Origin of the sequence: Streptococcus sp. F0441, assembly GCF_000314775.2 — a bacterium.
Lineage (GTDB): Bacteria > Bacillota > Bacilli > Lactobacillales > Streptococcaceae > Streptococcus.
In genome coordinates this window covers 385,569-401,316 of the sequence record NZ_KB373321.1, presented here as the reverse complement: position 1 = coordinate 401,316, position 15,748 = coordinate 385,569, and the positions used below count along the sequence as shown (strand labels likewise).

The 15,748-nt window shown below is 41.1% G+C and carries 11 protein-coding genes; 3 read left to right on the top strand and 8 right to left on the bottom strand.

Annotated features, from left to right (window positions below):
* The first annotated feature begins 192 nt into the window (after nucleotides 1–192).
* Complete coding sequence (locus tag HMPREF9188_RS01955) at nucleotides 193–2,130, top strand: site-specific DNA-methyltransferase (protein ID WP_009729718.1); 1,938 nt, start codon at nucleotides 193–195, stop codon at nucleotides 2,128–2,130.
* Nucleotides 2,130–4,868, top strand: a complete 2,739-nt coding sequence (locus tag HMPREF9188_RS01950) for a DEAD/DEAH box helicase family protein (protein WP_009729717.1) — start codon at nucleotides 2,130–2,132, stop codon at nucleotides 4,866–4,868. The genes HMPREF9188_RS01955 and HMPREF9188_RS01950 overlap by 1 nt, the downstream gene beginning before the upstream one ends.
* Nucleotides 4,869–5,228: 360 nt before the next feature.
* On the opposite strand, the gene glmS is transcribed toward HMPREF9188_RS01950, so the two are convergent.
* On the bottom strand, nucleotides 5,229–7,037 hold the full coding sequence (gene glmS, locus HMPREF9188_RS01945; protein ID WP_009729716.1) for a glutamine--fructose-6-phosphate transaminase (isomerizing): 1,809 nt from the start codon (nucleotides 7,035–7,037) through the stop codon (nucleotides 5,229–5,231).
* A gap of 215 nt (nucleotides 7,038–7,252) precedes the next feature.
* Here glmS and HMPREF9188_RS01940 point away from each other — a divergent pair, with 215 nt between their 5' ends.
* The gene (locus HMPREF9188_RS01940) at nucleotides 7,253–7,666 is read left to right on the top strand and encodes an EamA family transporter (RefSeq protein ID WP_009729715.1); all 414 of its coding nucleotides are present in this window, start codon (nucleotides 7,253–7,255) and stop codon (nucleotides 7,664–7,666) included.
* 38 nt (nucleotides 7,667–7,704) lie between these two features.
* On the opposite strand, the gene HMPREF9188_RS01935 is transcribed toward HMPREF9188_RS01940, so the two are convergent.
* The 7 genes from HMPREF9188_RS01935 to ruvB all read right to left on the bottom strand — a co-directional run bounded on the left by HMPREF9188_RS01935 (nucleotide 7,705) and on the right by ruvB (nucleotide 15,667).
* On the bottom strand, nucleotides 7,705–9,084 hold the full coding sequence (locus tag HMPREF9188_RS01935; RefSeq protein ID WP_000911341.1) for a glycoside hydrolase family 1 protein: 1,380 nt from the start codon (nucleotides 9,082–9,084) through the stop codon (nucleotides 7,705–7,707).
* Between the two features lie 97 nt (nucleotides 9,085–9,181).
* Complete coding sequence (locus tag HMPREF9188_RS01930) at nucleotides 9,182–11,035, bottom strand: proline--tRNA ligase (protein WP_009729714.1); 1,854 nt, start codon at nucleotides 11,033–11,035, stop codon at nucleotides 9,182–9,184.
* Between the two features lie 16 nt (nucleotides 11,036–11,051).
* Nucleotides 11,052–12,308 (bottom strand): RIP metalloprotease RseP, encoded by a 1,257-nt coding sequence (gene rseP / locus HMPREF9188_RS01925; RefSeq protein ID WP_000579740.1) that lies wholly within the window; start codon nucleotides 12,306–12,308, stop codon nucleotides 11,052–11,054.
* Nucleotides 12,309–12,323: 15 nt separating this feature from the next.
* Nucleotides 12,324–13,127, bottom strand: coding sequence for a phosphatidate cytidylyltransferase (locus HMPREF9188_RS01920; protein ID WP_000159109.1), 804 nt, complete (start codon nucleotides 13,125–13,127; stop codon nucleotides 12,324–12,326).
* An 8-nt stretch (nucleotides 13,128–13,135) separates the two neighbouring features.
* Nucleotides 13,136–13,894, bottom strand: a complete 759-nt coding sequence (locus HMPREF9188_RS01915; protein ID WP_000466702.1) for an isoprenyl transferase — start codon at nucleotides 13,892–13,894, stop codon at nucleotides 13,136–13,138.
* A 209-nt stretch (nucleotides 13,895–14,103) separates the two neighbouring features.
* On the bottom strand, nucleotides 14,104–14,688 hold the full coding sequence (locus tag HMPREF9188_RS01910) for a nucleotidyltransferase family protein (RefSeq protein ID WP_033588889.1): 585 nt from the start codon (nucleotides 14,686–14,688) through the stop codon (nucleotides 14,104–14,106).
* A complete protein-coding gene (gene ruvB / locus HMPREF9188_RS01905; RefSeq protein ID WP_000086805.1) occupies nucleotides 14,669–15,667 on the bottom strand; it encodes a Holliday junction branch migration DNA helicase RuvB in 999 nt (332 codons plus the stop codon). The genes HMPREF9188_RS01910 and ruvB overlap by 20 nt, the downstream gene beginning before the upstream one ends.
* Nucleotides 15,668–15,748: the final 81 nt, after the last annotated feature.

The window sequence follows — 15,748 nt, the reverse complement described above, 5'->3', positions numbered from 1 at the left end:
TCACAGCTCACAGCTCACAGCTCACAGCTCACAGCTCACAGCTCACAGCTCACAGCTCACAGCTCACAGCTCACAGCTCACAGCTCACGCTGATTATGTAATCAAGCGTATTTTTTGTCAAGCCCTAAAACAGACTTTCTCACATTTTTGTGAGAAGGTCTTTTCTGTTGTGTATGAAAGTGAGGGACTTGTATGAGTCAGACATTCGAAACAGCGATTCAACAAGCCCTACGAGAGGTAGTAGAAAGCTTTGATGAACAGTATGTAGCTGAGGGACTGCTAAAAAAAGATGCTATTATAGTAGATTTAGATAATTATAAACCTGAGTTGGTTGAAAAGATTTTGACAAATGCAATTCTAAATGAAGCATTTACCGAGGATATTGCTGGTGCGACCATTTTGAAAATCAATGATATCATTCAAATGCTTGAAGTTGATGAATATTGGTCAAACTCCTACACGCGTTACACCAACAAAATCGGATTAGCAGCAGATAATCGCTATCTAGATGAAACAACAGATGTTGTCCTAAATTTCCCCTACAAAGATGGTATCTTAAAAGCTGGTATGACTAAAGATGATGTATCAAGGGAAGATGCTGAAGAATCCTTTTTAAATGAGATAGTTGCTAGAGAGGAGATTGATGTCCTCCTTGATGAAAAGATTTTTAAAAATGTTAAGATATATGATAAAAACGGCTCTTCTCCTGTATCAGAAATCAAGGATACGGATAACCTGATTATCAAGGGAAATAATCTATTAGCACTCCACAGTTTGAAAAAACGATTTGCAGGGAAGGTGAAATTGATTTATATCGATCCACCGTATTATTTCGAGGGGACAAAAGACGCCGATACCTTTTCTTATAATTCGAATTTTAAGTTATCCACTTGGTTAACGTTTATGAAGAATAGACTAGAAGTTGCAAGAGACTTATTGGATGACGGTGGAGTGTTGCTTGTTTCTATGGCAGAAGATGGTCAAGCCTATTTAAAAGTGTTGATGGATGATGTTTTTGCGAAGAATGATTTTGTTGAAACTTTTATTTGGCGGAATACTGATAACGCTGACTCACTTGGGAAAAAAAGTCGTAGCGGTGTAGAATATATCCATGCTTATGAAAAGAAGAAAGACCCAAGTGTTCGTTGGATTGGTAAGGATGCAGAAAATGGAGACGCACCATTATTAAATTCAAGTAATTCTATTGGAACACTTAACTTCAAAGCAGGAGTTATTCGATTTAATATTCCAGATGGACATTATTTTGCTGGGCAAAAATCGTCAGTAGTTCTTGAGGACGATTTAATAATTGAAAATGGTAAAAATAAAAATGCCATTCGGTTGACTGGTAAGTTTAAATGGGGACAAGACTATCTTGATAACGAAGTTTCAAAAGGAGGAGACTTTGTTATTAAATCAGATAAGTTTTCTATTCGATATCAAAAAGCAGAAGCAGGCAATGTTGCCCCAGAAAAATTTATTGATGAACGCTATCTATCAAAAATTTTTGGAGTGGGCACAAATGAGGATGCTAAAACTCATTTGAAAGAATTAGGTTTTGACTTTTCATACTCTAAACCAGAAAGTTTATTAGCATTTTTTATTAGAGCGGTAACTTCTGAAAACGATATTGTCCTTGACTTCTTTATGGGTTCGGGAACTACTGCAGCAGTTGCTCACAAGATGAATCGTCAGTATATCGGTATTGAACAAATGGATTATATTGAAACCGTAGCTGTTGAGAGATTAAAGAAAGTTATTGATGGAGAACAAGGTGGCATTTCTCAAGATGTTGCTTGGTCTGGCGGTGGTTCATTCATTTATGCTGAGTTAATGGACAAAAATGCAACCTTTATTGATGCTGTTCTTAACTCTAAACATTCTGATGAATTAAAGGCTATCTTTGACGACATGAAAGCCACACTTGATTTTGATTTCAGAGTGGATTTACAAGAAGTTGACCAATCTATCTGGGATGAAGATTTTGAAATGCAGAAAAAAATTCTTGTGAAGATTATTGACAAAAACCAGCTCTATCACAACTACTCTGAAATTGATGATGAAACCATTAAATTGCAATTATCCCAATCAGATTATGATTTCAATAAGAGTTTTTATGGAGAGAAATGATGGTTAGAAAAGCAAAGAAAAAAGAACTGATCTTTGAACTCTTCGATGAATTGAAACAGCTGGATATGGATATTTTGAACGAACAGCATGGTTGGGAATTACCACAGTATATTGTAGAAAATCTCAAGCATGAACCACGTTCTTATCAAAGTGAAGCTATTCGCTATTTTCATTACACTCAAGCATCAGATACTTTCAAGTTTCGAAAACCAAGACAGCTGATGTTCAATATGGCAACTGGTTCGGGAAAGACTGATTTGATGGCTGGTTTAATCCTCTATCTTTATAAAGAAAAAGGGTATCAAAATTTTCTGTTTACAGTGAATACAAATGGTGTTCTGAGTAAGACCATTGATAATCTAACGAGTGCTCAATCTACTAAGTTTCTTTTCAATTCTAACTTAGAAATTGATGGGGAACATATCTTTATCAACCAGATTTCAGGAAGATTTCCAGATTTTCCTAATAAAAATGTAATTAATATTAAGTTTGTTTCAATTCAAACATTGACAAATGACCTCTTCACACAGGCAGAAAATATCATGTCATTAAAAGATTACCAGAAGACAAAAATGATTATTCTGGCGGATGAAGCCCATCACTATTCTGCTTCTACGAAAAAGAAAAATAAAGCAGAATTGGAAAAAATCTCATGGGAAAAAAGCCTACTTTCTCTTCTTCACGCACATGCTGATAATCTCTTGCTAGAATTTACCGCAACACTTGATTTTGACGATGAGACCATTTATCAAAAATATCGAGATAAGATTATTTACCGTTATACCTTGGATTCATACATCAAAGAGCGATATTCAAAAAATGTAAGACGCATTCAGACGGGGAATTCCAATGAAGATAATATGCTTAGTACCGTTATTCTGAGTGAATATCGTCGCAAATTTGCTCTAGAAAAATTTGGGATTGAGATAAAACCAGTCATTCTTTTCAAATCACATAAAATTGATGCTTCCTATGAAGCAAATAATCTATTCAATGAGATGATTGATAGTCTGACTGTGGAAAGTTTAAGGTCGTTCCTTATTTCGCAATTGAGAAGTGTATCGGAAGAGCAAAGCCATACCCTACAGCTCGCTTATCAGTATTATCTCGAAAAGGATGATCTTTCAACTGTTGTTCGAGAAATTAAGCGTGATTTTTCACCAGCCAGAATTCTAAATGCAAATGATTCAGACAGTAGTTCAAAAGGGTTGCTAGAAACAGGACAGTATCAGGCGCTCAATTCGCTTGAATCGCCCAATAATCTGTATCGTGTAGTCTTTGCCGTAGCAAAATTAACAGAAGGTTGGGATGTCCTCAATCTTTACGATATCGTTCGTATTAGCAACTTGGGGAAAATGAATGATAAAAGAGATGCTAAATCAACCAATTCCGAGGCTCAGTTGATCGGACGTGGGGCGCGATACAATCCTTTCTCCTTAAATCAAAAGATTTCTTACCAAAGACGATTTGATGAATCAGATGAAACAGCAAGTCTTTTGTTGGAAACACTACACTACCATACCCTTAATGAGCCACAATACATTAAGAATTTGATGGCATCACTTGATAAGATGAATCTTGCGACTGGGACTGATGAAAAAAATCCTCCAATTGAAATCAAACTGAAACCCTCTTTCAAGAAAACCCAAATCTTTAAAACAGGTAAGCTTTACTATAATGAAACTGAGGAAATTCCTGACAGTCACTATGTGAATTTACGTGCATATGGTATTGAAATTTCTAAGCTAGCCAATGTAACCTATTTTAAATCCACCTATGAAACAGCTTACCTTTCAGCTGAAGCAATAGAGTTAAAAACGTCCCAATTGAGGGGAGTTGATATTCGTTATTTTAAAAAATCAATTAGCCGCTCTAACTTTTTCCGATTTGAAAATCTGAAAAGATATCTTCCAAATCTCAAGTCTATGGAAGATTTTTGGGGAGAAAATTGGCTAGATTTGCAAAATCTTACACTCTCTGTCACAACAGAAAAAGAAACCATTGTAGAAGATTTTTCCGCTATGGAAAAGCTGAAAATTGTTGATAACTTTTTTAACCTACTGGCTGCCCAAATAAAGGCAGGTTATCGCAAAGCAAGAGGTACGAACCGCTTTACCGGATATCCAATTACAGAATATCTCGTTGATTATCGCAAACGAATACCTAATTATGATACAGCTAAACAGAGTGGCTCCTTCATCGAACAAAAAGTAGCTAATATTAGTTTTGAAAAATTTGACTTTTTTGCTTACCAATCTGCTATAATCAATAGAAATGAAGAAACTCTAGTTAATGCTATCGCCAATCATATTGATGAACTAAGAGAACAATACGGTGATGTTTTCCTCATTCGAATGGACGAAAACATGCTAAAAGGCACAGATAAAGTTGAACGATTGAAATTGCACCAATTTGAAGAGAATCCACGGGAAATCAATTTTTCAGGATTTCAACCAGACTTTATCCTACTTCTTCAAAATAAGGATTACTATCTTCAAATCTTCATTGAACCCAAAGGTGAACAATTGGCAGAAAAAGATAGATGGAAGGAGGAACTCCTTTCATACATCAACGACCATCAAGAAGATTTGATTTTCGAGGATGAAGTTGATGGAGTTATCATCAAAGGACTTAAATTCTATAATCAAGAAAATAGTAAACAAACACTCAATCAATTAGCACAGATAGCTCTTGAAAAACCACATTTTGGTGGAAATATTAGGCTGGACTTATTCTAAAGATAAAAAGACGATTTCCGCTTGGGTAATCGCCTTTTTGATATTTTATCTTGTAGTTGGTATAAGCTGGTATATATTCCCTAGAAAGTATGCTCTGTCCCTTGTACCAAAACTGTAGTTGTCGTTGATCAGTGTGTGGCTGGCATAGTCTTTCAGTTGAATGGAAGTTTTATCTGCACTATCAAAAATCGTTCTTTCTGTTCTTTTGATTCCCTCTAAGTTTGAGACTGAACCAACCTAGCACGGCAATAATACTTTATTTCTTTTCAGGATAAATAACTTAGTCATTAATACAGTGGCTCCTTACTCAAGGATGTCAAGACAGAGTAAAAAAGCCTAGATCAACTAGACTTTCTTAGCTTATTCTACTGTTACTGACTTAGCAAGGTTGCGTGGTTTGTCCACATCAAGGCCACGGTGAAGTGTTGCAAAGTAAGCGACCAATTGCGTTGGTACCACCATTGAGATTGGTGAGAGGTAAGGGTGTACGGTCGTAAGGACGATATCGTCTGTCTCTTTAGCAACATTTTCTTCTGCGATTGTAAGCATTTTGGCACCACGTGCTGCGACCTCTTGGATATTTCCACGAGTATGGTTGGCAAGGACTGGATCTGATAAGAGGGCCAAAACAGGCGTTCCTTCTTCAATCAAAGCAATGGTTCCATGCTTGAGTTCTCCTGCCGCAAAACCTTCACATTGAATGTAAGAAATCTCTTTGAGTTTGAGACTGGCTTCCATGGCAACATAGTAGTCCTGACCACGTCCGATGTAAAAGGCATTGCGAGTTGTTTCAAGAAGCTCACGAACCTTACTATCAATTAATTCTTTTTCTGAAAGAGTTGATTCGATAGACTGAGCTACGATTGACAACTCATGAACCAGGTCAAAGGCTTGGGCTTTGGCATTGCCATTTGCTTCTCCGACAGCTTTTGCAAGGAAGGCAAGAGCTGCGATTTGTGCTGTGTAGGCCTTGGTTGATGCCACGGCAATTTCAGGACCCGCGTGAAGAAGCATAGTATGATTGGCTTCACGAGAAAGAGTTGAACCTGGCACGTTTGTCACTGTCAAGCTTGGAATGCCCATTTCATTAGCTTTAACCAAAACTTGACGGCTGTCAGCTGTTTCACCAGACTGGCTGATAAAGATAAAGAGTGGTTTCTTGCTGAGAAGTGGCATCCCATAGCCCCACTCAGATGAGATACCAAGTTCAACTGGTGTATCTGTCAATTCTTCTAGCATCTTTTTAGAAGCAAATCCTGCGTGGTAAGATGTCCCAGCTGCAAGGATGTAGATACGGTCTGCCTCTTGAACAGCCTTGATGATAGACGGGTCTACGACTACTTGACCAGCCTCATCTGTGTAAGCTTGGATCAACTTACGCATAACTGTCGGTTGCTCATCGATTTCCTTGAGCATGTAGTAAGGATAAGTTCCCTTACCGATATCAGACAAGTCAAGTTCCGCAGTGTAGCTAGCGCGCTCACGACTGTTGCCATCATAATCTTGAACTTCAACGCTATCAGCTTTCACGATAACCAACTCTTGGTCATGGATTTCCATGTATTGGTTGGTTTCACGAATCATAGCCATGGCATCTGAGCAGACCATGTTATAGCCATCTCCAAGACCAATCAAAAGTGGTGATTTGTTCTTAGCGACATAGATAACATCTGGATTTTCAGAGTCAATCAAGGCAAAGGCATAAGACCCACGGATGATGTGAAGAGCTTTTTTGAAGGCTTCAAGAACTGAGAGACCATCTTCTTCAACAAATTTCCCAATCAAGTGAACAGCAATTTCCGTATCTGTTTGCCCCTTGAAGTGGTGACCTGCAAGGTATTCTTCCTTGATTTCAAGGTAGTTCTCAATCACCCCATTGTGCACCAAGACAAAACGTCCAGTCTCAGAGCGATGTGGGTGAGCATTGTCTTCCGTTGGTTTCCCGTGGGTCGCCCAACGCGTATGTCCGATACCAGTTGTACCCTCAACACCAGCTGTCTTTGCAGATAATTCTGCGATACGACCGACAGCCTTGACTAAATGATTTTCAGCACCACCTAGGACAAAAATCCCCGCAGAATCATAACCACGGTATTCGAGCTTTTCAAGCCCCTGAATCAAAATATCAGTTGCATTTGTGTTTCCAACAACACCAACAATTCCACACATAGTATATACGACACAGACCAGCTGTGCTTTCTCCTTAAATTGGTATAGTCTGATTTCCCTTTTACAGAATCAGCAAAAACAGTATATACTTGTTTTTCTCACTTGTCAAGGATAAAAATTGGTATAGTTTTTCTATCTGGTATTTTATCAAGATTTCACTTGATACCTGACAAGTCAGCATCAATTACTTATAATGAATAGAGGAGGTATTTGCCATGTGGATTTTCTTCGCACTTTTATCAGCTATCTTTGCAGCCTTAACGTCAATTTTAGCCAAGATTGGAATTGAGGGAGTTCCATCCAATCTAGCAACCGCTATTCGTACAGTCGTCGTCATCCTTATGGCCTGGGCCATGGTTTTCTTGACCAATAGTCAGACCGAAATTGTCAATATCAGTAGAAAAAGTTGGCTCTTTCTCATCTTATCTGGCTTGGCCACTGGCGCCTCATGGCTCTGCTACTACAAGGCCTTGCAGATGGGCAATGCGACTGAGGTATCTGCTGTCGATAAATTCAGTCTCGTCATTACCCTCGTTCTAGCCTTTTTCTTCCTACAAGATATCCTGACGTTTAAAACAATTGTTGGCTGTATCCTGATTACGATCGGAACCTTGGTGATGATATTGTAATAAAAAGTGAGATGAACACCATCTCACTCTTTTTATTCTTAAAATCCATTATGGTCGCTGAGTTCCTTGAACCAGTGGCCTGATTTCTTCAGACGGCGTTCCTGTGTTTCCAAGTCTAATTCAACCAAACCATAGCGGTTTTTATAGCTATTGAGCCATGACCAGCAATCAATAAAGGTCCAGATTAAGTAACCCTTACAGTTGGCTCCGTCTTCAATGGCACAGTGGAGTTCACGAAGATGCCCTTTGACAAAGTCAATACGATAGTCGTCCTGAATCATGCCATTCTCACGGAATTTATCTTCGCCTTCAACACCCATGCCGTTTTCGGTCAACATCCACTCGATATTACCATAGTTTTCCTTGATGTTTTGAGCGATATGATAAATCCCCTGCTCGTAGATTTCCCAACCGCGGTGAGGATTGATTTTACGGCCCGGCATGATATAAGGCTCGTAAAAATGTTCTGGCAAGAGGGGACTGTCTGGATGTTTAGCAAAACGTGGGGCCATAACGCGCAAAGGTTGGTAGTAGTTGACTCCTAGGAAATCAACTGTATTCTCACGAATGAGTTCTAACTCTTCAACAGTGTACTCTGGCAGCAAATCATGTTCAGCTAAAATTTCCACCAATTCCTCTGGATAAGCTCCCAAGACAGACGGATCTAGGAAAGATTGGGCTTGGAAGAGATCGGCAATGCGAGCTGCCTTGACATCAGCAGGATGCTGGCTGCGTGGATAAGCCGGTGTCAAGTTAAGGACAATCCCAATCTTGGAATCAGGCAAAACCTCATGACAGGCCTTAACCGCAAGACTACTAGCCAGTTGCGTATGATAGGCAACCTTAACCGCCGCTTTGGCATCTACCTTGTGAGGATAATGGGCATCATAAAAATAACCAAATTCTACGGGTACGATGGGTTCATTGAATGTAATCCATTGGTCCACCAAGTCGCCGTAAGTTTCAAAACAAAAACGAGCATAGTCTTCATAAGCCTTGACAGTTGCCTTATTTTCCCAACCATCGCCGTCTTCTTGGAGGGCAAAAGGCAGGTCGAAGTGATAGAGATTGACTAAGAGACGAATCCCCTTGGCCTTAATAGCCTCAAAAACCTGACGGTAGAAAGCCACCCCTTGAGGATTGACTTCTCCACGGCCTTGTGGGAAAATACGAGACCACTGGATAGAAGTTCGGAAGGCTGTATGCCCAGTCTCTACCAAAAGCTCAATATCCTTTTCCCAGTTTTCGTAAAAAGTCGATGTTTTATCAGGTCCAATCCCATTGTAGTAGCGGTTTGGCTCTACTTGATACCAATAATCCCAGAGATTATCTCCTTTACCATCACCAAGTGCTCGTCCTTCTGTCTGTGGTCCAGAAGTGGAGGAACCCCAAACAAAATCCTTTGGAAATTTTAGCATAGCTTTACCTCTTCATTTACTCATTTTCCCCATTATATAGAAAAAACAAGGTAAAAACTAGTTACATTTTTGCCTTGTTTTTCTTCTGATTATAGTTTTATTTCTTGCCGAGGATTTCAAGCGTTTCAAGCAAGTTGTCTGCATGAACTTCAATAGTGTCACCAGTCGCCTTGATCTTAACTTCTACAATGCCATCGGCTGCTTTTTTCCCGACAGTGATACGGATTGGAAGACCAATCAAGTCGCTATCGCTAAATTTAACCCCGACACGTTCGTTACGGTCATCTGTCAAGACTTCGTAACCAGCTCCCATCAAGCTTGCTTCAAGTTTTTCTGTTAAGGCTTGCGCTTCTTCGTCCTTGACATTGACAGTAATCAAGTGCACATCAAATGGTGCCAATTCTTTAGGGAAGTTAACTCCCCAAGCATAACGGTATTCCCCTTTAGGCGTTTTGTTGACAAAGAGGCGAGCGTGTTGCTCTATAACGGCTGAAAGGAGGCGGCTAACACCAATACCGTAACATCCCATGATGATTGGCACAGCACGGCCATTTTCGTCCAAAACATCTGCGCCCATACTTGCTGAGTAGCGAGTTCCGAGTTTGAAAATATGACCGATCTCAATACCACGGGCGAAGTTTAAGACACCTTGTCCGTCTGGGGAAATTTCACCCTCACGAACTTCGCGAATGTCCACGTATTCTGCAGTAAAGTCACGACCTGGATTCACACCCGTCAAGTGGTAACCATCTTCGTTAGCCCCCACAACAGCATTGCGAACATCTTGTACCTTACGGTCTGCAATGATTTTCACGTTTTCTGGCAAACCAACTGGACCAAGCGAACCAAAGCCTGCTGGGATAACATTTGCTACTTCTTCTTCGCTAGCCACATCAAAGAAATCTGCACCCAAATGGTTTTTCAACTTGACTTCATTAAGTTGGTCATTTCCAACTAGAAGGGCTGCAACAAGCTCACCATCTGCCATGTAGAAGAGGGTTTTGATCGTTTGTTCTTCTGGCACGTTAAGGAAGGCTGCGACTTCATCGATGGATTTAACACCTGGAGTTTCCATTCGAGTCACTTCTTCTTCCGCAACGACACGGTTGCTTGGTTTGTACTCGTTTGTTGCCATTTCTAAGTTAGCTGCATAGCTAGACTCACTTGAGTAGGCAATGGTGTCTTCACCAGAAACCATCCATTTGAGCAATTCTGCCTTGATTTCTTCTTGTACTTCTGCAGGAATTTCATCAAATGATGCAACTGACTTGTCCAAGACAACCCAGCGGTCAAGGTCTGTACGAGCAGGAGTGATGGCCATAAATTCTTGGCTATCCTTACCACCCATGGCACCACCGTCACCGATGATAGCCTTGAAATCCAAACCACTGCGAGTGAAGATACGTTCGTAGGCCGCCTTGTACTCGTCATAAGTCACATCCAAACTATTGTAATTAGCATGGAAACTATAACCATCTTTCATGATAAATTCACGCGTACGGAGAAGACCGTTACGTGGACGTTTTTCATCACGGTATTTCGGTTGGATTTGGTAAAGGTTGAGTGGCAATTGCTTGTAAGACTTGACAGAGTCACGAACAATAGCTGTAAAAGTTTCTTCGTGTGTCGGACCTAGGATAAAGTCTGACTTTTCACGGTTTTTCAGTTTATAAAGGTCTTCACCATAGGTTTCATAACGGCCTGATTCACGCCAAAGATCAGCACTGAGAAGGGCAGGAGCCAACATCTCCACCGCACCAATCTTATCAAACTCTTGGCGCATGATATTCTTAGCCTTTTCAATCACACGGTTAGCGAGTGGTAGGTAAGAATAAACACCGGCAGAAACTTGACGAACATAACCAGCACGCAACATAAGGGCGTGGCTGATAACTTGAGCATCGCTTGGCATTTCGCGAAGCGTTGGGATTAGCATTTTACTTTGTTTCATAATATTCCTCGATTATCTAAAAGAAGAGTCGCATAATGTCATTCCAGGTCACAGCTAGCATCAAGGCAACCATGATAACTACACCAGCCATGGTGACATAGGTTTCAATTTCTTGTTTAAGGGGTTTCCGGCGGATAGCCTCTAGGATATTGAGCACAATCTTTCCACCATCCAAAGCTGGGATAGGGATCAAGTTAAAAATCCCGATATTGATGGAAATCATAGCTAAGAAGTAAAGGACATTCTCAATTCCATTTTTAGCAGCATCGCTACTTGCCTTAAAAATAGCAACGGGACCACCGAGTTTGTTCAAATCTGGATGGAAAATCAAGTTTTTCAGAGCCGAAAGGATACGGAGCCCTGAGTCAGCAGCAGTTGTAAATCCACCAACAAACATGGATAGAAAGTCTGACTTGACTCCCGGTTGAACCCCGAGAATGTAACGCCCTTGATTCTCTTCTGGAGTCACCGTGACTTGTTTTTCGCTACCATTTTCAGAAATGGTCACATCTAAGGTCGGAGAGGTCTTGTCCTTGGTATCGGCTTCCACAGCCTGGGTCAAGTCTTGCCAATTCTTAACCTCATGCGAGCCGACCTTGGTAATTTGAGCGGTCTCAGCTACACCTACCTTAGCCAAAGCTCCCTCTGGCATGACATGAAAGAGATTTGTCTGAGTATCTCTAACACCGCCTTGCAAAAAGATCAGGATCCAAAAAACAACAACACCTAAGATAAAGTTATTCATAGGACCTGCAAAGTTGGTGATAAGCTTACCCCAGATAGAAGCATTTTGATACTGTACATCCAGAGGAGCGATGCGTACTTCGGTTCCGTCTTCTTCAACAACCGTCGCATCATGATCCACTGCAAAAGTCTTTTCTTCTTCCAAGACCAAACCCTTGATAAAGAGCTTGTCTTCAAAGTCAAACTGGGTTACCTGCATAGGAAGGGCCGTTTGATCCAACTTCTTTCCTGAGAGGTTGATCCGTTTGACCTTGCCATCGTCGGCAAGTGTTAAACTGACTGGAGTTCCTGTCTTGATCTCTGTCGCATCATCACCCCAGCCTGCCATACGAACATAGCCTCCTAGAGGAAGGATCCGAATGGTATAAGCAGTGCCATCCTTACCGATATGGGAAAAAATCTTGGGCCCCATACCAATGGCAAATTCACGAACTAGAATGCCTGATTTCTTGGCAAAATAAAAATGTCCAAACTCATGCACCACCACTATAATCCCAAAAACGAGGATAAAGGTTAGCAATCCAATCATTCAATCTTCCTTTCTTTAAAACAGGCCAAATAAGTGCATCATTGGAAACACAATCAGCATGCTGTCAAAGCGATCCAACACACCGCCATGTCCAGGGATAAATTTTCCAGAATCCTTGACAGCAAAATGGCGTTTCATGGCACTCTCAATCAAGTCACCAAACTGGCCTGCTACACTGAAGAAGGCGGCAAAAAGACTCATCCTATAAATTCCATAGGGAAGAGCAACTGTACTGTCCACTAGCATGAAGAGTACTGTTATCAGTACCGCACCTAGAATACCCCCAACAAAGCCCTCAATACTCTTATTAGGAGAAACTCTCGGGGCTAACTTATGCTTGCCAAAATTCACCCCCGTCAGATAAGCTGCACTATCTGTCGCCCAAACGATAAAGAGAGCCAGGAGAACCTTATCAAATCCAGCTATACGAGCATCTAGTAAGGCATTGAAGCCAAAACCAACATAGAAACTCACAGCAATCGGAAAGGCAGCATCTTCAATCGTATAGTTTTTACTGAAAACGGTTGTCCCTAACATTATTGTAATCAAAACACTGTAGACAACTACATTGCCATCAACCGGCAAAAAAGTTAGGTAATTTTCTAAGGGGATTGTGAGGGCAAAGGTTGCAAGGAGGGTCAAGGTGCCCTCAATGGTCATAGTCTTTAGTCCCTTCATGTGCAGGAGCTCATGGACGCCTAGCATTGCTAACAAGCCAATCCCTATCTGCAACAGGAGCCCGCCAACAAACAAGACGGGAAGGAAGATAAGCAGAGCCAGTCCAGCAAATAGTGTTCTCTCTTGTAAATCCTTGGTCATATTTTCTCCTAAACTCCTCCAAATCGGCGATGACGACGATTATAGGCAAGAATTGCTTCCTGTAAAGCTTCCTCGTCAAAATCAGGCCACAAGGTATCCGTAAAATAGAGCTCACTATACGCCCCCTGCCATGGAAGGAAATTGCTCAAGCGTAATTCTCCACTGGTACGAATAATCAAATCTGGATCTCGCACATCCTTAGGCAAATGTTGGGTGAAGAGATAGTTGCCAATCAATTCCTCTGTGATATCACCTGGATTGATTTTCGCATCTAATACATCCTGAGAAATCAGCTTAACAGCCTGTGTAATCTCAGCACGTCCACCATAGTTAAGCGCAAAATTGAGAATCAAGCCTGTATTGTTCTTGGTCAATTCCTCTGCTTTTTTCAAAGCTTCAAAGGTCGGCTTAGGCAGACGGTCTGTCTCCCCAATCATCTGAATCTTAACATTATTTGCATGTAATTCAGGGACGTAGTTATCATAAAACTCGACTGGCAAGTTCATGATAAACTTGACTTCCTGATCTGGACGAGTCCAATTTTCCGTAGAAAAAGCATAGACCGTAATAACCTTAACGCCCAGTTTGTTGGCTGCCTTGGTCACCTTTTGAAGGGATTCCATCCCTGCCTTGTGACCAAAAACCCGTGGTTGCATGCGTCTCTTAGCCCAACGGCCATTCCCATCCATGATGATGCCAATATGATTAGGAACCTGTCTTGGAACCTCAACTTCTACAGCTTTATCTTTCTTAAAAAATCCAAACATGATCTTATTCCTATTCAAAAATCTACCGTTTTATTATACCATACTTCCCTATTTTCTTCTATTGCTAAGTTACTATCATTACTTGTAAGTAACAAAAAATAAGCCGCCTGATTGGGCGACTTTATTTTATAGGGAGATTATTATGAAAAAGTTTTAGGAGTTTAAGTTAAGTTTCTCTTAACTTATGGACTTAGTATACCGCCCCTAACTTAAATTTTTCTTAAGTTTTTTGAGAAAGCCAGATTTTTCCATTTTTCTTGCCAATTTTTCTTGGACAATCGCTCTTGATAGAGTTTCATCCTTTCCTCATTATCTAGAAAATGAGGAGTTGGGGAAACCTGGAAGTTCATAATATCCTCTAAACCATAGGGGGCAAAGAGCTCTAAGGTGGAATTTTCATTCAAGCGAAGACCTACCGCCGTGCAGCGTTCTGGATACTTACTCATAGCATCACGAGAACTGGTATAGGGCGCAGTGTGAGGACTGTGCAGATGCATATAGACCTGATTTTTCAACTCCCACTGGTACTGAGGAAAATCCTCTCTCAGCTTTTTCTCTAGGGATACTGTTTCCTCATAAGAAACATCTGGATCAAAGAAAATCACATCCACATCTGTTTCACGGTCAAAAGGCGATTTGTCTGACAAGAGATTCCAGATGAAATTCCTGACAGAACCTGCCGCCAACCACGAGTCTTTCAGATCAAGGTCACGAATGATGGTCAGAATGGTCATCATATCTGGATTTTTTCTAAAAACCTCTAGAATATCTTGCTCATTTTTCACTGTATTCATACCCCAAATGTTCATAAGCCTTGGCTGTCGCGACCCGTCCAGAACGAGTTCGCATGATGAAACCTTTCTGGATGAGGTAAGGTTCGTACATATCTTCGACCGTCTCACGCTCCTCGGCAATATTAACCGAAAGGGTTCCCAGCCCAACTGGACCACCACCGTACATCTCAATCATGGTATGAAGGATTTTTTGATCCACATAGTCCAATCCTTCATGGTCAACATCTAGCATGGTTAATGCCTTATCGGTAATGACATCATCAATTAAGCCATTCCCCATTATCTGTGCAAAGTCGCGCACGCGCTTAAGGAGGCGATTAGCGATACGGGGAGTTCCTCGACTGCGTAAGGCCAGCTCTGCAGCTGCCTCATGGGTAATTTTCATCTCAAAAATATCAGCCGTCCGCTCAACAATTTCCGTCAAGTCAGCGTGGGCATAGTATTCCATATGACCTGTAATCCCGAAACGCGCTCGTAGAGGATTAGAAAGCATACCAGCACGGGTCGTCGCACCAATCAAGGTAAAAGGTGGCAAATCCAAATGAACACTGCGACTGCCTTCACCAGCCCCAATCATGATGTCGATGTAAAAGTCCTCCATGGCACTATAAAGTACCTCTTCCACCGACATGGGCAGGCGATGAATCTCGTCAATAAAGAGGACGTCTCCAGGTTCCAAATCATTCAAAATCGCTACCAAGTCACCCGCTTTTTCAATGACAGGCCCAGAGGTCTGCTTGAGATTGACTCCCAGTTCGTTGGCAATAACAAAGGCCATGGTCGTTTTCCCCAAACCTGGAGGCCCAAATAAGAGTACATGATCCAGTGCTTCATCCCGCATTTTGGCGGCTTCGATAAAGATTTGGAGCTGGTCCTTGACCTTATCCTGCCCAATATATTCACGTAAATATTGGGGACGTAGGGTACGTTCTACCAACTCCTCATCACCCATGATTTCATTATCTAAAATTCTACTCATGCTCCTATTATAGCAAAAATCCAGCCTACAAACAAAAAAGCCACCTGATTGGGTGACTTCTTTAGGGAGATTATTATGAAA

Coding starts and splice junctions, on each gene's coding strand:
- HMPREF9188_RS01955 (WP_009729718.1), top strand. CDS start 193: ATGAGTCAGACATTCGAAACAGCGATTCAACAAGCCCTACGAGAGGTA.
- HMPREF9188_RS01950 (WP_009729717.1), top strand. CDS start 2,130: ATGGTTAGAAAAGCAAAGAAAAAAGAACTGATCTTTGAACTCTTCGAT.
- glmS (WP_009729716.1), bottom strand. CDS start 7,037: ATGTGTGGAATTGTTGGTGTTGTTGGAAACACAAATGCAACTGATATT.
- HMPREF9188_RS01940 (WP_009729715.1), top strand. CDS start 7,253: ATGTGGATTTTCTTCGCACTTTTATCAGCTATCTTTGCAGCCTTAACG.
- HMPREF9188_RS01935 (WP_000911341.1), bottom strand. CDS start 9,084: ATGCTAAAATTTCCAAAGGATTTTGTTTGGGGTTCCTCCACTTCTGGA.
- HMPREF9188_RS01930 (WP_009729714.1), bottom strand. CDS start 11,035: ATGAAACAAAGTAAAATGCTAATCCCAACGCTTCGCGAAATGCCAAGC.
- rseP (WP_000579740.1), bottom strand. CDS start 12,308: ATGATTGGATTGCTAACCTTTATCCTCGTTTTTGGGATTATAGTGGTG.
- HMPREF9188_RS01920 (WP_000159109.1), bottom strand. CDS start 13,127: ATGACCAAGGATTTACAAGAGAGAACACTATTTGCTGGACTGGCTCTG.
- HMPREF9188_RS01915 (WP_000466702.1), bottom strand. CDS start 13,894: ATGTTTGGATTTTTTAAGAAAGATAAAGCTGTAGAAGTTGAGGTTCCA.
- HMPREF9188_RS01910 (WP_033588889.1), bottom strand. CDS start 14,688: ATGAATACAGTGAAAAATGAGCAAGATATTCTAGAGGTTTTTAGAAAA.
- ruvB (WP_000086805.1), bottom strand. CDS start 15,667: ATGAGTAGAATTTTAGATAATGAAATCATGGGTGATGAGGAGTTGGTA.